Annotated in this window: 26 protein-coding genes; 13 read left to right on the forward strand and 13 right to left on the reverse strand. The window is 69.8% G+C overall.

Annotated features, from left to right (window positions below; all coding sequences use genetic code 11):
• Positions 1 to 15 precede the first annotated feature (15 nt).
• The 6 genes from MKL09_RS31205 (at position 16) to MKL09_RS31230 (ending at position 4,842) form a co-directional block, all read left to right on the forward strand.
• On the forward strand, positions 16 to 2,211 hold the full coding sequence (locus MKL09_RS31205; RefSeq protein ID WP_244025825.1) for a xanthine dehydrogenase family protein molybdopterin-binding subunit: 2,196 nt from the start codon (positions 16 to 18) through the stop codon (positions 2,209 to 2,211).
• 158 nt (positions 2,212 to 2,369) lie between these two features.
• Positions 2,370 to 2,996, forward strand: a complete 627-nt coding sequence (locus tag MKL09_RS31210; protein ID WP_244025826.1) for a uracil-DNA glycosylase family protein — start codon at positions 2,370 to 2,372, stop codon at positions 2,994 to 2,996.
• A 59-nt stretch (positions 2,997 to 3,055) separates the two neighbouring features.
• Positions 3,056 to 3,334, forward strand: a complete 279-nt coding sequence (locus MKL09_RS31215; protein WP_244025827.1) for a BrnT family toxin — start codon at positions 3,056 to 3,058, stop codon at positions 3,332 to 3,334.
• Entirely contained in the window at positions 3,321 to 3,674 is a 354-nt protein-coding gene (locus tag MKL09_RS31220; RefSeq protein ID WP_244025828.1) for a BrnA antitoxin family protein, read from the forward strand. The genes MKL09_RS31215 and MKL09_RS31220 overlap by 14 nt, the downstream gene beginning before the upstream one ends.
• A 68-nt stretch (positions 3,675 to 3,742) precedes the next feature.
• Positions 3,743 to 4,435, forward strand: coding sequence for an orotidine-5'-phosphate decarboxylase (pyrF, locus tag MKL09_RS31225; RefSeq protein WP_244025829.1), 693 nt, complete (start codon positions 3,743 to 3,745; stop codon positions 4,433 to 4,435).
• 62 nt (positions 4,436 to 4,497) lie between these two features.
• A complete protein-coding gene (locus tag MKL09_RS31230; protein WP_244025830.1) occupies positions 4,498 to 4,842 on the forward strand; it encodes a DUF1330 domain-containing protein in 345 nt (114 codons plus the stop codon).
• A 15-nt stretch (positions 4,843 to 4,857) separates the two neighbouring features.
• On the opposite strand, the gene MKL09_RS31235 is transcribed toward MKL09_RS31230, so the two are convergent.
• Positions 4,858 to 5,100, reverse strand: a complete 243-nt coding sequence (locus MKL09_RS31235; RefSeq protein WP_244025831.1) for a hypothetical protein — start codon at positions 5,098 to 5,100, stop codon at positions 4,858 to 4,860.
• Between the two features lie 4 nt (positions 5,101 to 5,104).
• Positions 5,105 to 5,764 carry a TetR/AcrR family transcriptional regulator gene (locus MKL09_RS31240; protein WP_244025832.1) on the reverse strand — a complete coding sequence of 220 codons (660 nt, stop codon included), beginning with the start codon at positions 5,762 to 5,764 and terminating at the stop codon, positions 5,105 to 5,107.
• Between the two features lie 169 nt (positions 5,765 to 5,933).
• Here MKL09_RS31240 and MKL09_RS31245 point away from each other — a divergent pair, with 169 nt between their 5' ends.
• Positions 5,934 to 6,704, forward strand: coding sequence for an SDR family NAD(P)-dependent oxidoreductase (locus MKL09_RS31245; protein WP_244025833.1), 771 nt, complete (start codon positions 5,934 to 5,936; stop codon positions 6,702 to 6,704).
• Between the two features lie 107 nt (positions 6,705 to 6,811).
• Here MKL09_RS31245 and MKL09_RS31250 read toward each other — a convergent pair whose 3' ends face one another.
• Positions 6,812 to 7,009 (reverse strand): hypothetical protein, encoded by a 198-nt coding sequence (locus tag MKL09_RS31250; protein WP_244025834.1) that lies wholly within the window; start codon positions 7,007 to 7,009, stop codon positions 6,812 to 6,814.
• A gap of 302 nt (positions 7,010 to 7,311) precedes the next feature.
• Positions 7,312 to 7,821, reverse strand: coding sequence for a ferritin-like domain-containing protein (locus MKL09_RS31255; RefSeq protein WP_244025835.1), 510 nt, complete (start codon positions 7,819 to 7,821; stop codon positions 7,312 to 7,314).
• A gap of 326 nt (positions 7,822 to 8,147) precedes the next feature.
• On the opposite strand from MKL09_RS31255, the gene MKL09_RS31260 reads away from it, so the two are divergent.
• Complete coding sequence (locus MKL09_RS31260) at positions 8,148 to 9,698, forward strand: hypothetical protein (RefSeq protein ID WP_244025836.1); 1,551 nt, start codon at positions 8,148 to 8,150, stop codon at positions 9,696 to 9,698.
• A gap of 154 nt (positions 9,699 to 9,852) precedes the next feature.
• On the opposite strand, the gene MKL09_RS31265 is transcribed toward MKL09_RS31260, so the two are convergent.
• Complete coding sequence (locus tag MKL09_RS31265) at positions 9,853 to 10,482, reverse strand: glutathione binding-like protein (protein ID WP_244025837.1); 630 nt, start codon at positions 10,480 to 10,482, stop codon at positions 9,853 to 9,855.
• 150 nt (positions 10,483 to 10,632) lie between these two features.
• Between MKL09_RS31265 and MKL09_RS31270 the strand changes: the two genes are divergently transcribed.
• Entirely contained in the window at positions 10,633 to 10,956 is a 324-nt protein-coding gene (locus tag MKL09_RS31270; RefSeq protein ID WP_244025838.1) for a winged helix-turn-helix transcriptional regulator, read from the forward strand.
• Positions 10,957 to 10,995: 39 nt separating this feature from the next.
• On the opposite strand, the gene MKL09_RS31275 is transcribed toward MKL09_RS31270, so the two are convergent.
• From MKL09_RS31275 to tauA, 4 genes are all read right to left on the reverse strand, one after another.
• A complete protein-coding gene (locus MKL09_RS31275; RefSeq protein ID WP_244025852.1) occupies positions 10,996 to 11,595 on the reverse strand; it encodes a PAS domain-containing protein in 600 nt (199 codons plus the stop codon).
• Between the two features lie 196 nt (positions 11,596 to 11,791).
• Positions 11,792 to 12,643, reverse strand: a complete 852-nt coding sequence (locus tag MKL09_RS31280; RefSeq protein WP_244025839.1) for an ABC transporter permease subunit — start codon at positions 12,641 to 12,643, stop codon at positions 11,792 to 11,794.
• Entirely contained in the window at positions 12,640 to 13,431 is a 792-nt protein-coding gene (locus MKL09_RS31285) for a taurine ABC transporter ATP-binding protein (protein ID WP_244025840.1), read from the reverse strand. The genes MKL09_RS31280 and MKL09_RS31285 overlap by 4 nt, the downstream gene beginning before the upstream one ends.
• A 34-nt stretch (positions 13,432 to 13,465) precedes the next feature.
• Positions 13,466 to 14,491 (reverse strand): taurine ABC transporter substrate-binding protein, encoded by a 1,026-nt coding sequence (gene tauA, locus MKL09_RS31290; RefSeq protein ID WP_244025841.1) that lies wholly within the window; start codon positions 14,489 to 14,491, stop codon positions 13,466 to 13,468.
• Between the two features lie 496 nt (positions 14,492 to 14,987).
• On the opposite strand from tauA, the gene MKL09_RS31295 reads away from it, so the two are divergent.
• The 3 genes from MKL09_RS31295 (at position 14,988) to MKL09_RS31305 (ending at position 16,544) form a co-directional block, all read left to right on the forward strand.
• A complete protein-coding gene (locus tag MKL09_RS31295) occupies positions 14,988 to 15,494 on the forward strand; it encodes a hypothetical protein (protein ID WP_244025842.1) in 507 nt (168 codons plus the stop codon).
• 267 nt (positions 15,495 to 15,761) lie between these two features.
• Entirely contained in the window at positions 15,762 to 16,025 is a 264-nt protein-coding gene (locus MKL09_RS31300) for a hypothetical protein (protein WP_244025843.1), read from the forward strand.
• 201 nt (positions 16,026 to 16,226) lie between these two features.
• Entirely contained in the window at positions 16,227 to 16,544 is a 318-nt protein-coding gene (locus MKL09_RS31305; protein ID WP_244025844.1) for a hypothetical protein, read from the forward strand.
• 5 nt (positions 16,545 to 16,549) lie between these two features.
• Here the strand turns inward: MKL09_RS31305 and MKL09_RS31310 are convergent, their stop codons facing one another.
• A complete protein-coding gene (locus MKL09_RS31310) occupies positions 16,550 to 19,222 on the reverse strand; it encodes an MGH1-like glycoside hydrolase domain-containing protein (protein WP_244025845.1) in 2,673 nt (890 codons plus the stop codon).
• A 413-nt stretch (positions 19,223 to 19,635) separates the two neighbouring features.
• Between MKL09_RS31310 and MKL09_RS31315 the strand changes: the two genes are divergently transcribed.
• Positions 19,636 to 20,751 (forward strand): branched-chain amino acid ABC transporter substrate-binding protein, encoded by a 1,116-nt coding sequence (locus MKL09_RS31315; RefSeq protein WP_409567027.1) that lies wholly within the window; start codon positions 19,636 to 19,638, stop codon positions 20,749 to 20,751.
• 173 nt (positions 20,752 to 20,924) lie between these two features.
• Here the strand turns inward: MKL09_RS31315 and MKL09_RS31320 are convergent, their stop codons facing one another.
• Genes MKL09_RS31320 through MKL09_RS31330 form a run of 3 tightly spaced genes read right to left on the reverse strand, consistent with a single transcriptional unit; the run spans position 20,925 to position 22,265 of the window.
• On the reverse strand, positions 20,925 to 21,548 hold the full coding sequence (locus MKL09_RS31320) for an ATP-dependent Clp protease proteolytic subunit (protein ID WP_244025847.1): 624 nt from the start codon (positions 21,546 to 21,548) through the stop codon (positions 20,925 to 20,927).
• A 46-nt stretch (positions 21,549 to 21,594) separates the two neighbouring features.
• On the reverse strand, positions 21,595 to 21,954 hold the full coding sequence (locus tag MKL09_RS31325; protein ID WP_244025848.1) for an SRPBCC domain-containing protein: 360 nt from the start codon (positions 21,952 to 21,954) through the stop codon (positions 21,595 to 21,597).
• On the reverse strand, positions 21,951 to 22,265 hold the full coding sequence (locus MKL09_RS31330; protein WP_244025849.1) for an ArsR/SmtB family transcription factor: 315 nt from the start codon (positions 22,263 to 22,265) through the stop codon (positions 21,951 to 21,953). Before MKL09_RS31330 ends, MKL09_RS31325 begins: the two co-directional genes overlap by 4 nt.
• Positions 22,266 to 22,560 lie beyond the last annotated feature (295 nt).

A 22,560-nucleotide genomic window follows, 5' to 3' on the forward strand; every position in this document is an offset into this window, starting at 1 on the left:
CGGAGCATCGCCGCCATGCTGAACGCCCGTCGACCGAACGCAGTCCCCGTCCGACCCAGCCGCCGCGGCCTCCTGGCCGGCGCCGGCGCCATCGTGGTCGCCTTCCGGCTCGACGCGAAGCCCGCCCGGGCCGCCGCCGGCCCGGACCTCGCGAGCGTCAAGGCCCAGCCCAACGCCTTCGTGCGGATCGCCCCGGACGACACCGTCACGGTGATCATCAAGCATCTCGACATGGGCCAGGGGAACACGACCGGGCTGGCCACGATCCTGGCCGACGAGCTCGGCGCCGCCTGGAGCCAAGTCCGCACCGAGTTCGCGCCGGCCGACGCGACGCTCTACAACAACTCGCTGATGGGCCCGATCCAGGGCACCGGCGGCTCCACCGCGGTGGCCAATTCCTGGTTCCAGCTGCGCAAGGCCGGGGCGGCCGCCCGCGAGATGCTGATGGCCGAGGCGGCCTTCCGCTGGAAGGTCCCGGTCGCGCAGATCACCGTCGCGGACGGCGTGGTCCGGCACGCGCCCTCGGGCCGGCAGGCCCGGTTCGGCGAGCTCGCGGCCTCCGCCGCCTCCCTGCCGGTCCCGTCCGAGCCGCGGCTCAAGGACCCGAGCGAGTGGACGCTGATCGGCCAGAAAGTGCCGCGTCTCGACTCCGTGGCCAAGACCAACGGCTCGGCGATCTACTCCCTCGACATCCGCCGCCCGAACCAGGTCACCGCCGTGGTGGCCCGCGCCCCGCGCTTCGGCGCCACCGTGAAGAGCTTCGACGCCGCCGCCGCCCGCAAGGTCGCGGGCGTGCTCGACGTGGTGCAGGTGCCCACCGGCGTCGCGGTGATCGCCCGCGATACCTGGGCGGCCATGAAGGGGCGCGAGGCGCTCACCGTTGCCTGGGACGACAGCACCGCCGAGACCCGCTCCTCCGAGGCGATCCTGGCCGAGTACCGGGAGCGCGCCAAGGGCCCCGGCCTCACCGCCTCGGAGCGCGGCGACCCGCAGGCCGCGCTGAAGGGCGCCGCCACGGTGATCGAGGCCGAGTTCACCTTCCCGTACCTGGCCCACGCCGCGATGGAGCCGCTCAACGCCACGATCGAGCGGGCGGCCGACGGCGGCTACGACGTCTATGGCGGCTTCCAGTTCCAGACCGTGGAGCAGGCGACCATGGCGGCGATCCTCGGGGTGACGCCCGACCGGGTGCGGCTGCACAGCAACTGGGCCGGCGGTTCCTTCGGGCGCCGGGCGACGCCCACCGCCGACTACCTCGCGGAGGCCGCCACGGTGCTGAAGGCCGCCGGCGAGAAGGCGCCCATCCACCTGGTCTGGACCCGCGAGGACGACATGGCCGGCGGCTATTACCGCCCGACCGTGCTGCACAAGGTCCGGGCCGGCATCGACGCCAAGGGCGCTGTGGTCGGCTGGGACCACGTCATGGTCGGCAAATCGATCATGATCGGCTCGCCGTTTGAGGCGATGATCGTCAAGAACGGCATCGACTCGACCACGGTCGAGGGCGCCTCCGACACGCCCTACGCGCTGCCGGCCTATCGCTTCGGCGTCCATAACGGCCGCGAGGGCGTGCCGGTGCTGTGGTGGCGCTCGGTCGGCCACACCCACACGGCGCATGTCATGGAGGTGATGATCGACGAGCTGGCCCACGCCGCCGACGTCGATCCGGTGGCCTACCGGCTGTCGCTGCTCGCGCAGGCGCCGCGGCTCGCCGGCGTGCTGAAGCTCGCCGCCGACAAGGCCGGCTGGACGGACAAGCCGCAGGAGAAGGGGCGCGGGCTCGGGGTGGCGGTCCACGAATCCTTCGGCTCCTACGTCGCCATGGTGGCCGACGTCTCCGCGCAGGAGGCCGGGATCCGGGTGAACCGGATCGTGGCGGCGGTGGATGTCGGCGTGCCGGTCAATCCGGATGTGATCCGCGCCCAGGTCGAGGGGGCGGTCGGCTTCGCCCTCTCGGCGGTGCTGCGCAACCGCATCACCCTAAAGGACGGACAGGTGCAGGAGCACAATTTCGACGCCTACGAGCCGACCCGGATGAGCGAGATGCCGCAGGTCGCGGTGCATATCGTGCCGAGCCAGGCGGCGCCCACCGGCATCGGCGAGCCGGGCGTCCCCGTGCTGGCGCCGGCCATCGCCAACGCGGTGTTCTCCGCCACCGGCCAGCGCCTGCGCGCCCTGCCCCTCGACCTCTCCGGGGTGAAGGGCGCGTGACGAATCGCACGCCGCGCCTGTCCGCGCCGGCGTAGGACGGAGGGGCCTTCCCCCCAAGGCAAGAGACCCGACTGACGACGGCGCGGCGCGACACCGCGCCGTTTTTTTTGGCGCCGTTTTTTTTGGTTTGCGCGCGGCGGCTCGCCATCTTGAGGCCGATGCCCGCACTCGCCCCGTTCGAAGACACCGCCGCGCGCCTGCGCGCCTGCCGCCTCTGCCGGGACAGCCCGCTCTACGGGCCGCCCCTGCCCCAGGAGCCGCGGCCGATCGTGCAGGGCAGCACCGGCGCGCGGCTCTGCGTGGCGAGCCAGGCCCCCGGCACCCGGGCCCACCGCACCGGCCTGCCGTTCACCGACCCGTCCGGCGTGCGGCTGCGGAGCTGGCTCGGCCTCGACGAGGCGCGGTTCTACGACCCCGCGCAGGTCGCGATCGTGCCGATGGGCTCGTGCTTCCCCGGGCTCGACCCCAAGGGCGGCGACCGGCCGCCGCGCCGGGAATGCGCCGAGCGCTGGCGCGCGGAGCTGTTCGCCGGCCTGCCGAACCTCGATCTCATCCTGGTGATCGGGCAGTACGCGCAGGCCTGGCACCTGGGCCGGATGGAGGACGGCCTGACCGGCACCGTGCGACGCTGGCGCGCGATCCTCGCCGAGCCCCGCCGCCCGCGGGTCCTGCCCCTGCCCCACCCGTCCTGGCGCAACAACGGCTGGCTCAAGCGCGAGCCCTGGTTCGAGGCGGACTTGCTGCCGGTGCTGAAGGCGGAGGTGGCGCGGGTGCTGGGTGGGTGAGCAGGCCCTGAAAAGGCTCGACGGAGCTGCCATCCGGGCGCTACAAAAATCGTGTGCGGATGGTCTGGGACGAGCCGAAGCGTCAGAGGAACCTCAGGCCTCCGCCCGAGGGGCACGGCCTCGATTTCGCCGACGCACAGTCCCGCTTCGAATGGGAGACCGCCCTGGTCAGCGAGACCTATGCGAGCAAGACGGGCGGGCGCCGCTTCAAGGCCGTCGGTTTCCTGGACTCGCAGCTCGTGACCCTCACGTTCGCAGTGCTCGGAACGGAGGCGGTTTCGGCGATCAGCCTGCGCCCTGCGAGTCGGAAGGAGCGGATGGCCTATGACGACACGTGATACGACCAAGCGGAGGGCGCCTCCGCTCAGCGATGCCGAGGAGGCGCTCCTCCAGGCGTCCATCACCAACAATCCCGATTCGGAGGAACTGACCGACGCGGAACTGGCACGCCTGCGCCCGGCCCGCGACGTGCTTCCGCCCGCCGTCTACGCCGCCCTGACCCAGGGGAGTTCCTCGCAGAGGGAGACCAAGCGCGTACAACTCACTCTGAGCATCGATCCCGACGTGCTCGCCGCCTACAAGGCCGGCGGTCCCGGCTGGCAGGCGCGCATGAACGAGGCCCTGGCCGAGGGGCTCGCGCGCGGCAAGCGGCGGTCTAAGGCCGTCAAGCGCGGCTGACGCGCCGGGGTTGGATTGACAGGGATCGCCGCGGCGTGATCCGTGCCGCCAGCCCGAAGGACGCCCCGATGACCGTGCGTGCAGACCCCCGCGACCGCTTGATCGTGGCCCTCGATCTCCCGGCCGTGCCCGAGGCCGAGGCCCTGATCGACCGGATCGGCGATGCCGCGACCTTCTACAAGATCGGCTACCGGCTGGGCTATGCCGGCGGCCTGGCGCTCGCCGAGCGGCTGGCGGCGCGCGGCCTCAAGGTATTCCTCGACCTGAAGCTCCACGACATCGGCAACACCGTCGAGGAGGGCGTGCGCTCGGCCCAGGGCTCGGGCGCCACCTTCCTCACCGTGCATGCCTATCCCCAGACCATGCGGGCGGCCGTGCGCGGACGGGGCGCCGGCCTGAAGATCCTGGCCGTGACGGTGCTGACCTCCTACGACGATGCCGATGCTGCGGAGGCCGGCTACGGCCTGCCTGTGGCGGAGCTGGTGGCCAAGCGCGCCGCCCAGGCCGCGGAAATCGGCGTCGATGGCCTGGTCTGCTCGGCGGCCGAGGCGGCCTCGGTCCGGCGGATCGTCGGGCCGGACCGGTTGATCGTCACCCCGGGCATCCGCCCGGCGGGCGCCGAGGCCGGCGACCAGAAGCGGGTGATGACCCCCGGGGACGCCCGCAAGGCCGGCATCGATCACGTCGTGGTCGGGCGCCCGATCACCGGCGCCGCCGACCCGCGTGCCGTGGCGCAGGCGATCGTGGCCGAGCTCGCCTGAATCTCGGCCTTGCCTTCGGGCAGCCGGAATCCATCTCAACTCCGCAACCGATGAGGCGCAGGATGGCAAAGGGCTACTGGATCGCGCGGGTCGATGTCCGCGACGCCGAGGCCTACAAGGATTACGTCGCCGCCAACGGTGCCGCCTTCGCCAAGCATGGCGGTCGCTTCCTGGTGCGCGGCGGCGCCTTCGAGGCGGTGATGGGTCAGCCCCGGTCCCGCAACGTGGTGATCGAGTTCCCGAGCTACGCCGACGCCCTCGCCTGCTGGAACTCCGACCTCTACCAGGCGGCCAAGGCCAAGCAGCGCGGCGGGGTCGACGCCGAGATTTTGGTGATCGAGGGCTATGACGGGCCGCAGCCGAGCACTTCCGAGCCCGCGCCGGAGGCCGGGCGGGCCTCGGAGTAGGGTTTTCGGACCGGCTCAGCGCTTCGTGTCGGGGATCGGATCCGGATCGAGGCGCTGAGGCCTGAAACGGTGGTACGCGGCTTCGACATCTGCCGTGGTCGCGAACCGACCCGCGCGCAGATCGGCTAAGCCGCGCTGAGCGGCAGCGCGCTCCTCATCGGTCAGTCGTTCCGGCGGGTCGCGATCGATATCCGATGGATCCCGCACGCCGCCCTTGTTCGTCAGGGCTGTGCTGCGAGGCAGGCGACGACGCGTCATCGGTTCAACCTGGACGCGCCCCCGACGCCGCCTCGGTACCGCTCCGCTCCCTCGGCGCCAGGGCGCGCAGCAGGAACGCCGTCATGGACTCCAGCGAGGGCACCGGCTGCAGCGCGGTCTGCCCGACCAGCAGCGGATGCGTGTAGCGGGCGATGCCGGCATGGATGCAGGCGGCCGCTTCCGCCGGGTCGGCGGCCTCGAACTCGCCCCGGGCCACGCCTTCGCGGATGATCCGCTCGAACCCGGCGGTGACCCGGGCGATGTGGTGGCGGCAGACCTCCCAGCTCTCGCCCATGGCCGCCTCGACCATCTCGTGGAGCCGGGGAAATTCCTCGCAGCGCCGGGTGCAGTCGCGGTGCAGGAGGTCGATCGCCTCCACCAGGCGCTCGGTGGCGGTGAGGCCCGGCCGGGCGGCGACCTCCGAGACCAGGACCTCGATCTCGCCGATCAGCCGCTCCAGCACCGCCTCGTTGATCGCTTTCTTCGAATCGAAGAACCGGTAGACGTTGGCCGGGCTCATCTTCAGGGTCCGGGCGATGTCCGCCACGGTGGTCTTCTGGTAGCCGATCTCGCGGAAATACGACGCCGCCGTCGCCAGGATGCGGCAGCGGGTGGTGGGCGCGCTCTCCTCCGCGAGCAGGGGGGTCGGGGCATCCAGGGACATGCACCTTCAGTAGGGCACCGGCGCAGCGGGCGTCAAAGCGCCCGGCCCGGGCCCTCGCCCGAGGCGGGACAACCTGCGGCGGGGCGGCGCGCACGGAACCGTCCCCGGCCGCACCGATTGCCCCGGCATCCGGTCGCTTCGAGGGCGGCGAGCGAGCGAGACGCGCACGATGATCCTGACCGACAAGCGAGCCCTGATCACCGGAGCCGATTCCGGCATCGGGCAGGCGACCGCGGAGCTGTTCGCTCGCGAGGGCGCCGACGTGGCGATCACCTACCACACCGACGAGGCGGGCATCCGGGAGACCGCCGCCCGCGTCGAGGCGGTCGGCCGCCGCGCCCTGGTGCTGCAGCTCGACGTCGGCGATCCGGCCGCGGTGAACGCCGCCTACGACCGCATCGGCAGCGAGCTGGGCGGTCTCGACATCCTGGTGGCCAATGCCGGCCAAGCGATGAGCGGCGTGCCGGTGGCCGAGATGGACGACGCGCTGCTGGAGCGGATCCTGCGGGTGAACCTGATGGGACCGCTGTTCTGCGCCCGCCCGTTCATCGGGATGCGCCGCGCTGAAGGCGGCGCCGGCAAGATCGTGTTCGTCTCCTCGGTGGCGCAGCACCTGCCGACCCCGGAGAGCGCCCCCTACGGCATGTCGAAGGCCGGGCTCGGCTCTCTGTGCCGCAGCCTGTCGCGGGAGCTCGCCGAGGACCGGATCAACGTCAACAACGTCGCCCCCGGCCTGATCGAGACGCCGATGACCGCCGACCGCTTCGAGAAGACCGAGGTGCTCGACCAGTCGCTGGAGCGGATCCCGTGGCACCGCGCCGGCCAGCCCGAAGAGATCGCCCGGGCGATCCTGTATCTCGCCTCGGATGCGGCCGATTACGTCACCGGGCACACCCTGGTGGTGGATGGCGGGTTGACCATGCAGTGGGGCGGGGCCTGAACGGCCAAGGGCGCCGGGTTTTTTGACCCGGCGCCCTTGGCTGATGTCGACGATTTGAGGGACGTCCTGATCGGCCTGTTGCCGGCCGGGCAGACGCCGATTTCGACCTACGAACCGAACTGCGAGCCGAGCTGCTCCAAGTACTCAGCGAGGTCGAGGCCGCCGACGCGCTTGCCGTAATCGAAGCGCATGCCCTGGCGGATGTCGATGCTGGCGTCGCGCGTGTTCAGGGTGAACGGCCGGACACACACCCAGGCCCCGTCGCGGCGGTGCTCGAAGTAGCCGAGGATCTCGTGCTTGGCCATGTCCTGCCCTCTGGAATAGTGTTCGAGGACATAACGGAGCCGCTGCCATTCGGTTCGCCCGGCGCGACTGTTTTTCGCGCGTGAATCGGTGCGAATCGCGTATTCGTGCTCCGAAGCCGGTCCGGACTGACCTGGTCATAGCTTGGCTATAACAGTTCAAGGCATCGAGCGGCGGTCCGCCGGTGCTCGAGTATCACGTCAGCCCCCATGATTGTGATCCGACCACCGTGGCACAACGGTGGCGACGGTCCTGCACCGTTAGGCCGGCCGGCCCGATCGGAGCCGGCCGGGGCCCGATGACGTCAGCGGTCGGCCTTCTTGCCGGCCGTGGTCAGCGCGAGGTAGCGCTCGGTGGTCGGCTTGATCAGCGACCGCACCGCCTCGGCCATGCCCTGCTCCTCCTTCAGCGATTGCTCGAAGCCGGTCCGATGGCCCTGCTGGCCGGCCGCGTCAGCGATGGTCAGCAGCGACTCGTAGGCCGCGATCTCGAAATTCTCGAAGGCGTGGTTGGCGTAGGTGTTCTTCAGGATCTCGTCCTGGGCCGGCGCGTGGCCGAGCGCCATCATGTTGCCGACGAAGCCCAGGAATCCCTCCTTGAGCGCGGAGGGGCTGTCGCCCAGGCTCTGAAGGGCTTCCTCCAGGCGATGGCGCTGGCCATGGGTCTCCTCGATGTGCCGGCGCAGGGCCTTCTCCATCTCCGGGTAATGCTCCAGGCGCTCGACCTGCCGCTCCATGATCTGCAGGGCCTGCATCTCGACGGCGTGGGTGTTCTTCAGGGCCGTGACGTAGATCGAACGTGTGTCGAGGGTCATGTCGGGGTCTCGCGATGGCTGGGGATCGGGGCGATCCGTTCATCCGGCCAACGTCGGCTCCGCACGGCCAAGTTCCGGCCGGGAAGGTCGCAGGCCCCCGCCCGTGCCGGGCCGGGTCGCGTCTGCCGGGCGCCGCGGCCGTGGCGCCGCGGCCGTGGCGTCGCGGCCACAGCGCGCGCGTCTCCGCATCCCGAGGACAGCTTTCCCGCCAGTTGTACGGATGGCGTGCTAGCCGCGTCATGCCGGCGTCGCACGCCGTATCCGACAAGTCCGAACACCGCCTCCGGACCGCCCGCCGGATCCGCGCTCGCACGGGGTGACCAGTGATGTTCCGATCGATCCTGCCGAGCGTCGTGCCGGCTGCCCTGGCCCTCGCGGCCGGTCTCACGGTCGTTCCCGCCCGCGCCCAGACCGCCGCCGAGATGGCGGCCCGGATGGACGCGATGCAGCGGCAGATGCAGGCGATGCAGCAGGAACTCGCGGCCCTGCGCCGGCAGGCGGGAGCACAGCGCCAGACCCTCGCCGGCGAGACGCGCGCCCGCCGGGCTCTGTCGCACGAGCAGGCGCGCCTCGCCGCGCGGACCGAGCGCCAGCAACAGTTGGCGCAGGCGGGCGGCCCCGGCGGGGCGCGGCCGGCCGCCTCCGAGCACACGCCGGTGATCCTCGCCAACGACCTGGTCTGCAACGCCGGCAGCTACGCGCTGGGGCCGGCGATCTGCTTCACCCCGGGGGGCTTCGTCGAGCTGGCGGGCGTCTTCCGCAACCCCAACCTCGTCTCGGACGTCGCCACCGACTTCAACGGCATCCCGTTCCGCAACAGCCCGCAGGCCCGCGAGAGCGAGTTCCGCTTCTCCGCCCGGCAGAGCCGCCTGAGCGGCCTGTTCACCGCCAAGGTCGAGCCGACGCTGCAGATCTCGGGCTATTACGAGATCGACTTCCTGGCGGCGGGGACCACCTCGAATTCCCGCGAGAGCAACAGCTACACGCCGCGGGTCCGGCAGATCTTCGCCACCGTCGATGCCCTGGAGTCCGGCTGGCACGTGCTGGCGGGCCAAGCCTGGAGCCTGATCACCACGGACCTCTCCGGGATCACGCCGCTCAAGGAGCAGATCCCGCTCACCATCGACGCGCAATACGTGCCGGGCTTCAACTGGACCCGCAACCCGCAGGTGCGGGTGGTCAAGGACCTGGCGCCGGGCCTCTGGGCCGGCCTGTCGGCGGAATCACCCCAGAGCGTGCTGCCGCCGAGCCCGTTCGCCGCCCCGGGCCTCGTCAACCTCAACAACACCGGCGACGGCGCCGGCCTGCTCAACACCGCCACCACCTACTCGAACAACAGCGTCCCCGACATCGTCGGCAAGCTCGCCGTGGAGCCGGGCTTCGGCCATTACGAGGTCAAGGGGCTGGTGCGGTTCTTCGACGACCGCCTGAGCGCAACCAACATCACCGCCGCGACCCGCCTCCCCGGCCGCTCGGACAGCGCCCTGGGCTACGGGATCGGCGGCGCCGCGACCCTGCCGGTGATCGACAAGGCCCTCGACATCCAGGTCAGCGGCCTCGTCGGCCAGGGCATCGGCCGCTACGGCTCGGCGCAGCTGCCGGACTTCGCCCTCAAGGCCGACGGCTCGATCGCCCCGATCCCGGCCTTCCAGCTGCTGACCGGCGCCGTCGCCCATATCCAGCCGGGCACCGACGTCTACCTCTATGCCGGCTGGGAGCACGCGTCGCGGGCCGGCGCCCGCAACGCCACGGGCTACGGCGCGCCGACCCTGGTGGTGACCGGCTGCGACGTCGAGGGGGCGGCCAGCGGCACCTGCCAGGCCGAGAGCCACGACATCCGGCAGATCACCGGCGGCTTCTGGCACGACCTGTACTAGGGCTCGTACGGGCGCCTCGTGGCGGGCGCCCAGGCCTCCTACACCGAGCGCGACGCCTTCCGGGGCCTGTACGGGATCCAGCCCTCCGCCCACCTCGTCACCGGGCTGGCCTCGCTGCGCTACTATCCGTTCTGACGGCCCGGAACCGGCGGCCTTATGCCAGCCCCTCCTCCTGCAACGCCGCCTTCACCGCCGGGCGCCCGCGGACGCGGCCGTACCAGGCCCGCAGGTTGTCCAGGTGGTCGAAGTGGATGTCGGCCCGGTAATACGAGCTCAGCCACGGGGCCTGGCCCCAGCCGGTGAGCGCGAACAGGTAGGCGTCGGCGACCGTGAAGGTGTCGCCCAGGAGGAAGTCCTGCGCGGCGAGCTGGGCGTCGATCCAGGCATAGCGCGCTTCGAGCTTCGGCTTGGCGGTCTCGACCCAGCGCCCCGCCAGCCGGGCGTAGAGCAGGGGAACGAAGCCCTTGTGGATCTCGGAATTGAGGAAGCCGAGCATCTCCTGAAGGCGGTAGCGATCGAAGCTCCCGTTCGCCGGGGCGAGGCCCGCCTCCGGCTTCAGGTCGGCCAGGTATTGCAGGATGGCGGGGCCTTCCCGCAGGACACGGCCGTCGCCGAGTTCGAGGGCCGGGACGTAGCCGTGCGGGTTGACGGCGTAGTAATCCTCGCCCTCTTCGGTCTTGTGGTCGGCGTGATCGACTCGACAGACGGCCAGGTCGAGGCCGAGTTCGTGGGCGACAATGTGCGGCGCGAGCGAGCAGCTCGCGGGGATGGCATACAGTTTCATGGACAGGCTCTGAAGACGTGCCGTAACGTCGGTGCCGGAAACGGTGGTTTCCTGGAGTTTTCGTAGCGCAGTCGAGACGATGACGGAAGAACGCAGTAATTTGAGCGCTGGGCACAAGAATTATACTGTGCCCGTCTCGGGGTCGCGTCGATGAGGGCGACCGTGACCGGGTGCTCCGTCGAGCACGCGATGCACCTGCTCGGCGGCCGCTGGCGCCTGCTGCTGGTGAGCTATCTGATCGATGGCCCGAAACGCTTCAACGAACTCCGGCGCGACCTGCCCGGCATCTCGCAGCGGATGCTGACGCTGGATCTCCGCGCCCTCGAATCCGCCGGCCTCATCAGGCGCACCGTCTATCCGACGACGCCCGTCAAAGTGGAATACGCGCTCACCGAGGACGGGATGCGGCTGAAGAAGGTCGTGTCCGTCGTCCAGGAATTCGGCCTCTGGCTGAAGCAGCGCGGCGCGGTCTGAGCGGTTCTGTCCGCCCTCCCCCGGTCCCGCCCGCCGCGGTCAATGCAGGGATTGGTTCGCCGGCGCGCGCTGCCGATCGGCGAGGTGTTTGCCGACTTCGAGCAGCAGGGTTTCCGTCAAAGCGACGATGCGCGTGTCGCCGAGGTCCGAGACGGCGTTGTGCAGGGACAGGCACAGGTCGGCGGTCTTGTTCAGAGCGTCCTCGATCGTGCCCCCGTCCCGGGTCGCGAAGGCGATGCCCGCGGACTTGCTGTCCGAGATCTCGACGACGACGCCCCGGCCCGTGGTCGGGCGGCCGGCCTCGTCCAGGTAGAAATGCCCGCGGGTGAACACCCAGCGCAGCCGCCCTTCCGGGGAGCAGACCCGGTACTCGGCGGTGTACGACCCGCCGGATTGCACGCAGTCCAGGATGACTTGCGAGATATGCGCCTGATCGTCGTGATGGACGGCCTTCATGATCTCGGCGAGGCTGACGCCGGCCCGCGACCGGGCCGGGCTGATGTTGAACAGCAACGCCGTGACCGGATCGGCGCGCGCGTCGTCGTTGGGGATGTCCCACATCCAGAAGCCGACCCCGCCGGATGCTTCGAGCGCCGCGATCAGCGCCGCCTCGGAGACGACGTCGTCCGAATGGTCCACCAAGATATACCCCGATATCGGTATCGCGCGTGCTCGCCATGCCGGTTACTGTGTCGGCCTGACCGTTCTGGCCGGATGTACCAGAAATCGTCGGGCGAACAGAGCGCGGCGGCAACAGCCGGGCCGATTCCCGGGTGGATCACGATCGCGCCGTCCGTATGCCGTCACCCCCGAAAGGGGCGGTCCGGGCAGCTCCTCAGACCTTGCCCTTCCAGGGCACGAGCGCGCGCTCCAGGCGGCGCATCCCGAACTCGAACAGGGCCGCGAACAGGCCGATCATCAGGATCCCCATCACCACCACGTCGGTGCGCAGGAAGTTCGAGGCGTTGAGGACGAGCTGGCCGAGCCCGGCCTGGGCGGCCACCATCTCGGCGGCGACCAGGGTGGTCCAGCCCACGCCCATGCCGATCCGCAGGCCGATCAGGATCTCCGGCAGGGCTGCCGGCAGCACCACGTAGCGCAGCACCTGCCAGCGGCTCGCCCCCAGCGCCCGCGCCGCGTTGATCTGGTCGCCGGAGGCGGAGAGAACGCCGGAGCGCGTCGCCAGGGCCACCGGGGCGAAGCAGGCCAGGACGATCAGCAGTACCTTCGACAGCTCGCCGATCCCGAACCAGATGATCATCAGCGGCAGGTAGGCCAGGGGCGGCAGCGGCCGGTAGAACTCGATCAGCGGGTCGAGCACGCCCCGGGCGATCCGGCTCGTCCCCATGGCGAGGCCGGCGGGAATCCCGGCGGCGGCGGCGATCAGGAAGGCGCCGACCACGCGCAGCAGGCTGTCCCGGACGTGGACGCCCAGCGGCGCCCCGTCGAGATCGCCGTTCCAGGCCTGCGCGAAGGCCGACAGGATCGCCCCCGGCGGCGGCAGGAACAGCGGCTTGACCCAGCCGGCCCCGGTCGCGAGCGCCCAGAGCCCGAGGATGGCAAGCACCGTGGCGAGGCTGATGGCCGGGACCAGGGCGCCGTCGCGCAGGGTCCGGCGGCCGGCTCCGGGGCGTCGGCGCGGCGCGTCTTCCGCGGGGGCCGGCGCGTCGAGGGGCAATCCGCTCATCGGGAGGCTCCGAACGCCGTGACGGGGCGATGATGGATCCGCCCTAGCACGCGCTCGCGCATGGCGATGAAGTCGGGATCGGACTTCACCGCCCGGGCCTCGCGCCCGGCCAGGAAGGCCCGGGAGAACGGCAGCGCGATCGTCTCGACGATGCGGCCCGGGCGCGGGCTCATGATCAGCAGCGTGGTGGCGAGGAAGACCGCCTCCTCGACATCGTGGGTGATGAAGAACGCCATCTTGCCGGTCCGGTCCCAGACCCGCAGGATCAGCTCCTGGACCTGCTCGCGGGTGAAGGCGTCGAGCGCCCCCAGCGGCTCGTCCATCAGCAGGGCGCGCGGGTCGCTGGCCAGCGCCCGCGCGAGGCCGACCCGCTGCTGCATGCCGCCCGAGAGCTCGTAGACCTTGCGGTCGGCGAACTCGGCGAGGCCGACGAGGTCGAGCATGGCGAGCGCGATCCGGCGCCGCTCCGCCCGCGGGACGCCGCGCATCTTCGAGCCGAAGGCGACGTTCTCGGCGACATCCAGCCAGGGCATCAGGGCGTGGCGCTGGAACACCACGCCCCGGTCGGCCCCCGGCCCCCGGATCGGCGCACCGTCGAGCAGGATGCTGCCGGTGGTGGGTTCGAGGAAGCCCGCGATCGCCGACAGCAGGGTGGTCTTGCCGCAGCCCGAGGCGCCCAGGGCGACCACGAACTCCCCCGGCCGGATGGTCAGGTCGATCCCCGAGAGGGCGGCGATGCCGGAATCCCCCTCTCCGTAATGGACGCTGACGTTGCGGATCTCGATCATGGGCCGCTCCGAACCTGCCGCCGGGGAGCCGTCGCTATTTCCGGGCCGCGGCCACGTAGTCGGTGGTGACGAATCGGCCATAATCCGGCGCCAGCGCCTGCACGCGGCCCTGCGCCTTCAGGAACTCGGCGGTCTCGGTCAGGGCCTTGGCGGCGCCGCCGCCGAGCCAGGCCGGGGAGGCCTGCGCCTCGAGGGTCGGGAAGCGGTAGGCCGCCAGGCTCGCCGGCACCTCCTCGGGGGTCGAGCCGGTGATCTTGGCCGTGGCCTTCACCTCCGGGGCATCGGCGGCCCAGGGCTTGGCCGCGTAGGCCGCGTCCTGGGCGGCGATCAGCTTCACCAGGGTCACCAGAAAATCCCGGTTCCTGGCCGCCCAGGCCCGGTCCACCACCAGGCCGTCGAAGGTCGCCTTGCCCTGGCGGGCGATGTCGCCGGCCGAGATCAGCACCGTGCCGGACTTCTTCACCCGGGCGAGCACCGGATCCCAGATGAAGGTCGCGTCGATGTCGCCGCGCTCCCAGGCGGCGGCGATCTCGGGCGGGCGCATGTTGAGGATCGTGACGTCCTTCTGGGTCAGCCCGGCACCGGCGAGCGCCGCGATCAGCTGGTAGTGCGAGGTCGACACGAACGGCACCGCGACCGTCTTGCCGCGCAGGTCGGCGACGCGCGTCACGCCGCTGCCGGTGCGCGCGACCAGCTGCTCGGCATCGGCGATCTCGTCGAGGATCCAGAACAGCTCGATGTCGAGCCCCTGGGAGGCCGCCGCCGCGATCGGGCTCGACCCCGCCTCGCCGACCTGGACGTTGCCGGACGCCATGGCGCGGATCACGTCGCCGCCGCCGCCGAACTTGCGCCAGTGCACCGTGTAGCCGGTCGCCTTCTCGATGGCGCCCGACTCCATCAGGGCCCGGAACGGCACGACCATGTCCTGATGGGCGAAGGTGACCTCCTTGTCGGCGGCCCCGGCCCGGCCCGGCGCGAGGGTGCCGAGGACCAGCGGCGCGAGCGCCGCGAGAACAGCCAGCGCGCCGGGTCGGCGGCGGTGAGACCTTGCTGAGATCATGAAGACATTCCCCCTCCGGCAAGCCGACTCAATGCCAAGCCGGCTCGCCGACGGCAGGGTCGGACAAGTTAAGCTTCGCAGGCAAGGGCAAGGCGTCCCCGGTGCCCATGCGATGAGCGAAGTCACGCGGAAATCCGCGCGCCGCGGTTCCACGACCGCCGGCTTCCGGACGACCGGGTGGCGACCGGCCGCCGCAGCGCCCAGGAAGCCGCGCGGCGCCTCGATCCGCGCATGCCGTGCCGCTGGTACCGCCCCCGCGGCGAGGCATCCGGACCGGCCCGGTGTTGCGTGGTGCGGATCCGGCCTTGCGACCCCGACAGGGGATGGCCCGCGCCGGCGGCCACGACTGAAATCTGTGGATCCCACTGCGCTCCGATAGATTTGCCTTTCAGAATTGAAAGCTTTATAAAATCTGGCAATTCGATTCAAAAAAATGAATTTAGGCTAGATCATGTCGGCATTACGATATAGTCTTCTCGGACTCTCCGCCCTATCGTTGGCCCTCGTGGTGGTTTTCTGGGCCGTGAGTGGGCACGTCGGCGATCTGAGTGTATTTTTGGTGGCGGCTTTTCTGCTCGCCAACAGCGTATATATTTTATTCTCCAGGCCAACACTTCGCGCGAGCTCTGTGTTAGACCGCGCGGCCACAGGACTTGCTTTCGCATCGCTCGAACTTCAGCACCAGGCCAAGGAGGCGAAGATCCGGGAGGCCGAGGCCGAGCGGATCAGGGTGCAGGAGGCCGAGCAGAACAAGTCGAAGCTGCGGGCGGCCGAGGAGTTCATCAGCTACGTGCGCCAGAACCCGCTGATGCGGAGCCGGCAAACGCTCGCGATCAAGCAGATCACGCTGCTCAGCGACACGAAAAGCATCGCCCTTCCGGGTCCGGAACTGCTCCGCCCCGGCCAGTCCGAGCTGAACGGCCGGCACCATGCCGATCTGGGTGCGACGACCCTGACCCAACCGGCCCCGCCCGCCGATGCGCCGCCGCGCCTCGAAGCCTGACCGGCCTGCGTCGCCTGCGCACGCGGCGCTCGAGACACCGCCAACCGGAACTTCCCTTCGTAGCTTGGTCGCCCGTCACGGAGCCTCGAGGGTCGCGCCTGCGACGACCTCACGACCCGGCGGGCCGCGTCGCGCCGGGATGCGATTCCCCGCGGAACCATCCCGGCTGCCTGCGGCTTGCTGAGGCGGACCTGGGAAGGATTTGCTCCTCTCACGGATCCTAGGGAAACCACCGCCCACCAACGGCGGCATGAGAGGAAACATCCTTTGCGCACCACGCTCATCACCGCGGCCCTGCTCGCCGCCTTCGGCGCTGCCGTCGCAGCGCCTGCGTCCGCTGCCCCGATCGGCCCCGGCGCGGTCGCCGCCCCGGCCGACATCGTCGCCACCGTCCAGATGGACCGTATGGAGCGCCACATGGAACGTCGGCACATGGAGCGCCGGATGATGCGGCGTCACATGGAGCGTCGCATGATGCACCGTGAGATGCGTCACCGCATGATGCGCCGGGATATGATGCATCGCATGTAAGGCGAAACGGCACCCGGGCCTCGTCCCGGCGGGCATCGTGGGCTTGGCCGCGGCGGAAACCGCGGCCAAGCCTTTTTCATGTCCAGATCTTTTTCACGTGCAGCGCGGTCAACGGACGGAGCGCGCCCGTGAGGGCGTCGTGGGCCGATCGAACCATCTGCGGCGCAACGCGTTTCAAGCGTCCGGTAGGAGACAGGTACGATGAAAGCGTTTTTGGCAGCGGTCGCCGTCGGTTTCGGCGTGATGTCCGTGCTCGGGCCGGCTCAGGCTCAGCGCGGCCCCGATTACGGCTACGGCGATCGGGATTACGGGGGGCGGGATCGCGACGATTATCGGGGCCGCGACCGCGATTATCGGGACCGCGGCTACGGCGAGCGCGCCTATGGCGGGTTCGACGAGCGCGAGTATCTGCGCTGCAACCCGGATGTCCGCCGGGCGATCGCGAATGGCCAGATGGAATCCGGCGCGGCCCATTACCGGACCTTCGGCCGCCGCGAGGGTCGTCGCCTGAGCTGCTGACGCGCTTACCGCGGTCGGGCGCGGTCGCGCAGCAGGTTGAGGATCAGCGCGGTCCAGCCTGTCTGGTGTGAGGCGCCGAGGCCCCGGCCGGTGTCGCCGTCGAAGAACTCGTGAAACAGCAGGGCCTCCTCGGCGCCGGGCGCCGGGGGGATCGGCGGCCGCGCCCCGAAAGCCGGCCGGCGCCCATCCTGGTCCTTGGCGAACAGGGCGATCAGCCGATCTTCCAGGGCGTCGGCGATCGCGCGGAGCGTGAGCATCGCGCCCGATCCCGTCGGGTATTCCACCACGAACTCGTCGCCGTAATAGGTGTGGAACCGCCGCAGCGCCTCGATGATCAGGTAGTTCATCGGCATCCACACCGGCCCGCGCCAGTTCGAATTGCCGCCGAACATGTTCGAGGTCGAATCGGCCGGGTCGTACCGGACTGTGAACGAGGCCCCCAGCTCGTTGAGGACATAGGGTTCGTCCCGGTGGACCTTCGACAGCGAGCGCACGCCGTAGGGCGAAAGGAACTCGGCCTCGTCGAGCATCCGCCGCAGCAGCGCCTTCATCCGGTGCCCGCGCAGCAGCGACAGGAGCTTGCGGTCCTTCACGCCGCCCTCGTTCCAGCGCGAGACCAGACGGGCGAGGTTCGGCCGGTTCTCCAGCGCCCAGTTCAGGCGTCGGGCGAAGTCCGGCAGCCGCTGGAGCACGGAGGGCTCGATCACCTCCACGGCGAAGAGCGGCACCAGCCCGACCATCGAGCGGACCCGCAAGGGCAGCATCCCGCCGCCGGGGATGTCGACCTCGTCGTAGTAGAATTCATCGACCTCGTCCCAGAGGCCGAACCCCTCCTCGCCGCCCCCCTGCCCGCCCATCTCGGTCATCGCCTCGGCGATCAGCAGGAAATGCTCGAAGAACTTCGAGGCGGTGCTCTCGTAGACGTCGTTGTGGAGCGCCAGCTCCAGGGCGATGCGCATCATGTTGAGGGCGTACATCGCCATCCAGGCGGTGCCGTCGGCCTGGTGGACCACCCCGAAGCCCGGGGGCGGCCGCGACCGGTCGAACACCCCGACATTGTCGAGCCCCAGGAAGCCGCCCTGGAAGACGTTGCGCCCCTGGGCGTCCTTGCGGTTCACCCACCAGGTGAAGTTGATCAGCAGCTTGTGGAACACGCCCTCCAGGAAGGCGAGGTCGCCGCGCCCGCCCCGCCGGTCCCGGTCGATCTCGAACACCCGGTAGGCCGCCCAGGCATGGACCGGCGGGTTGGCGTCGCCGAATTCCCACTCGTAGGCCGGGAGCTGCCCGTTCGGGTGCATGTACCATTCGCGGGTGAGCAGCAGGAGCTGCTTCTTGGCGAAGTCCGGGTCGAGCAGGGCGAGCGGCAGGCAGTGGAAGGCGAGGTCCCAGGCGGCGAACCACGGGTATTCCCAGGTGTCGGGCATCGACAGCACGTCGGCCGCCGCGAAATGGCGCCACTGGCTGTTGCGGCCGCCCTCGCGCTCCCGGGGCGGAACCGGCTGGAGCGGGTCGCCCTCCAGCCAGCGCCGCACGTCGTAGCAATAGAGCTGCTTCGACCAGATCAGGCCGGCGGCGGCCTGCCGGAAGATCGTGCGGGCATCCGGATCCGTGATGCCGTCCTGAAGCCCCTCGTAGAACGCGTCCGCCTCGGCCACCCGGCGCCGGACGACGGCGCCCTCGGCGTCGACCGGGCGCACCCTTGAGCCGGCCGACAGGCGCAGCCGGATCTGGGCGGTGGCGCCGGGCTCCAGCCGCAGGGCGTAGTGCAGGCCGAGCTTCGTGCCCGCATCCCGGCGGATCGCCGAGGTCTCGCCCGCGACGATCGCCGCGTGCAGGCCGTCCTTGAATGGGCCGGTCGCGTCCGGCTGGCACCCGTGCAGCCGCAGGTTGGTGTCGTTCTCGCAGAACAGCAGCTCCGGCGCGCCGTCATAGGCGAGGCGATAGGGGCCGAGCCGCGGATGCGCGCAGGTCACGCCGCCCTCGGGATCGGCGGCGATCCGCGGGCGCGCCTGCCCGTCCTGCCACGACCAGGTGTTGCGGAACCAGAGCTGCGGGATCAGGTGGAGCTCGGCGGTCTCCGGGCCCCGGTTGAGCGCGGTGACGACGGCGTGGATGTCGTCGGCATCCGCCTTGGCGTATTCCACGGTGATGTCGAAGAACCGGCCGTCCTCGAAGATCCCGGTCTCCTCGATCTCGTATTCCGGCTGGTCGCGCCCGCGCGCCAGGTTCTCGCGCACCAGCGCCTCGTAGGGGAACGCCGCCTGCGGGTAGCGGTAGAGCAGCTTGAGGTAGGCGTGGCTCGGGACTGCGTCGAGGTAATGGTAGACCTCCTTGACGTCCTCGCCGTGGTTGCCCTCCTGGTTGGTCAGGCCGAACAGGCGCTCCTTGAGGATGCGGTCGCGTCCGTTCCACAGGGCCAGGGCCAGGCACAGGCCGCCGCGCTCGTCGCAGATCCCGGCCAGCCCGTCCTCGCCCCAGCGATAGGCGCGCGAGCGCGCCTCCTCGTGCGGCAGCGCCCGCCAGGCATTGCCGTCGGGGCTGTAATCCTCCCGCACCGTCCCCCATTGCCGCTCGCTGAGATACGGCCCCCACAGGGACCAGGCCCGGTCGCCCCTGCCCTGCTCGGCGATCCGGCGGCGCTCCGCCCAATCCACGGATTCATCCCGGTCAGGCCCCATCAGCCGCGCCCCGGATGGCTGACGGCGGGCGGCCTGTGGTCGAACCTGCGGAGCGGCGGAGGAACGGTCATCGATCTCGATCGGCTGCGACGGATTTGGGCCCCGGATGCATCATCGAAGCCACGCTACCTGAGGTGCGTGGACGCCGCGGCCGCTCCGGCAGGATCGGGCTCGGGCGCGCGCCGGCCGCTTCGAATGATGCGGCGCATGGGTGTGGAGCGTCCGCAAAGATAAAGCCGGCGCGCAACAGCACGATGCTTGCGGCCTTGACGGCGCGGCGCGTTGAAATGAGGGTCAGGCCCGCGTCGCTGCAGGTCGATGCACGGTCCGTGAGTCTGGCCGAAATGTTGCATGCGCCTGCAGGCGCGCATTAACCTTAGAACGCGGGGGCGGTAATGAAAAAAATACTGTCGATGGCCATCGCTGGTCTTGTGATGATCGGCGCTGCACAAGCCCAGGACAAGGGCGGACCGGTGAAGATCGGTATCTCCGCCGGCGTGACCGGGCCGTATGCGGCCTTCGGCGTGCAGGTCAAGAACGGCGCCAGCCAGGCGATCGAGGACATCAACAAGGCCGGCGGCATCAAGGGCCGGCTGTTCGAGGCCGTCTACGGCGACGACGCATCCGATCCGAAGCAGGGCGTCTCGGTCGCCAACAAGCTCGCCGCGGACGGCGTGAAGATGGTGGTCGGCGCCTTCGCCTCCAGCGTGTCGATCCCGGCCTCCGACGTCTATCTCGACGCCGGCATCATCCAGGTCACCCCGTCCTCCACCAACGTGAAGTTCACCGAGCGCGGGCTGTGGAACACGTTCCGCACCTGCGGCCGCGACGACCAGCAGGGCGTGGTGGCCGGTGCGTATCTGGCCAGTCACTTCAAGGGCAAGCGGATCGCCTTCGTCCACGACAAGTCGGCCTACGGCAAGGGCCTGGCCCAGGAGACGCAGCTGACGCTCAAGGCCAAGGGCGGCAAGGAGGTGCTGTTCGAGGGCGTCAACCCGGGTGAGAAGGATTACTCGGCGCTGGTGTCCAAGCTGAAGTCGGCCAATGTCGACGTGGTCTATTTCGGCGGTTTCCACACCGAGGCCGGCCTGATCCTGCGCCAGATGCGCGACCAGGGCCTGAACGCGACCCTGGTCGGCGGCGACGGCCTCGCTCCGAAGGAGTTCGTGCAGATCGCCGGCGACGGCGCCGAGGGCACGCTGATGACCTTCTCGCCGGATGCCCGCAAGAACCCGAACGCCCAGGCCGTGGTGGCGGCGTTCAAGGCCAAGAACATCGATCCGGACGCCTACACGCTCTACGCCTACGCGGCCGTTCAGGTGCTGGCCCGGGCCGCGGCCGAGACCGGCTCCAGCGAGGGCAAGGTGCTGGCCGACTGGCTGCACCAGGGCAAGACGATCGAGACCGTGGTCGGCCCGATCGCCTACGACAAGAAGGGCGACCTCACCCGGCCCGACTACGTCATCTACGCCTGGAAGAAGGGCGCCGACGGCCGGATCGACTACGCCGGCAACGAGCTGGCGCCGTAAGGTCCGCAACTGTCGAGGCGAAAATCCCGGTTTCGAAAGGTCTTCGACCTTTCGCGGGTCCAGGGCAGAGCCCTGGCGCCTCGGGACTGCGCGCCCCGAACCCCGCCAAAGGGCCGCGAGCCCTTTGGGATCTCGATTTTGCCTGTACCGAGCTGAGGGGGCCTGACGGCCCGTTATGATGACCCGATGGCGGCCCTGTCGTCCTCATGAGGCTGAAGCACGCGATCGATCAGGCCCCACGCCAACGCTTCCTCGGCGGTCATGAAGTGGTCGCGGTCCATCGCCCGCTCGAAATCCTCGTAGGGGCGGCCGCAATGCTCGGCATAGAGCCGGGTCATGCGGTGCTTCGTTTTGCGGGTTTCCTCGGCATGGATCAGGATGTCTGAGGCCTGCCCCTGGAACCCGCCCAAGGGCTGATGGATGTGGATGCTCGCGTTGGGGAGGGCCGCACGTCCGCCGGGCGCGCCGGCCATCAAGAGGAACGAGCCCATGGAGCGGGCGGTGCCCATGCAGAGGGTATGAACCGGTGCCCGGATGTGGCGCATGGTATCGTACATCGCCAATCCGCTGGTCACGACCCCACCCGGGGAATTGATGTAGAGGTGGATCGGCGTCTTCGGATTCTCGGCTTCGAGGAACAGGAGCTGCGCGCAGATCAGTGCGGCGACCGTATCGTTGACCTCGCCGTTGAGGAAGATGATCCGCTCGCGCAGCAGGCGCGAATAGATGTCAAAGGACCGTTCGCCTCGGTTGGATTGCTCCACGACGATCGGGACGAGTTGCATCGCTTCGCGCATCGGCGACCCCTTAAGTCTTCGGACAACGATAGATCGATGCGCCGTTTCAGGCTGCGCGCATGAGCGGCGGCCCGTTGGTGTTCGAGGCGGCCCGCCTCATCCGGTCGAACCGCGGGTCGGTCAGCGCGTGGATCACCCAGAGACGCGTTCCGCCGGATCCGTTCGGGGCGATCCGGAACGTCACGGTGCTTTCGAGAAACGGGGGCGCATCGTCGCGCAGCCGATACCGAAGCTCTTCGCCGGGGGTGACGGAGATCGCTTCCGGGTGGGCCAGGGCGCTGCCCGGCAGCCAGATGTCGCGAAGCTCCGGCGTATGGAGGGCGCGCCAGACCTTGTGTGGTGGCGCATCGAGCTCGTAATCGCCTGCGATGCCGGTCTCGGCCACGTCGGGCTCCGCGTCGCTCATTGGTCCATATCCTTCAGCAGCGCCTTGAGAGCTTCGATGCGGGCGGGCCAGTAGGCGCGATACTTCGACAGCCACTGGGCAATGTGCGTCAGCCCTTCCGGGTCGACCTCGTAATTCACGAATCGGCCTTGCCGTTCTTCCCGAACCAGTCCGGCGCTCCGAAGAACCGAGAGGTGCTGAGACATCGCCGGCTGGCTGATCCCCATCCCCTCCCGCAAGACGCTAGCGTTCATGCTGCCCGCAGCCAGCTTCTCGAAGATCGCGCGCCGGGTCGGATCCGCCAACGCGCGGAAAAGATCGTCCTCGCTCATGCCGTAACATAAGCAGTCGCTTATGTGATTGGCACGTCCGAAGATCCGATGGTGCTCCACGATTCGGACCTGGGAAGATTCTGGTTTCGAAATGTCTTCGACCTTTCGCGGGTCCAGGGCGGAGCCGTGGCGCCTCGGGGCTGCGCGCCCCGAACCCCGCCAAAGGGCCGCGGGCCCTTTGGAATCCCGGTACCGGTGCGCCGATCCAACGGAATCGGGAGCCCCATCGGCCGAACGACCGAGGGTGGCTGCCGGGACAGGGTGGCCGCGAAGGCCTTATGCTCCCGCTTCCGCG

This window comes from Methylobacterium sp. J-048 (genome assembly GCF_022829515.1).
Lineage (GTDB): Bacteria > Pseudomonadota > Alphaproteobacteria > Rhizobiales > Beijerinckiaceae > Methylobacterium.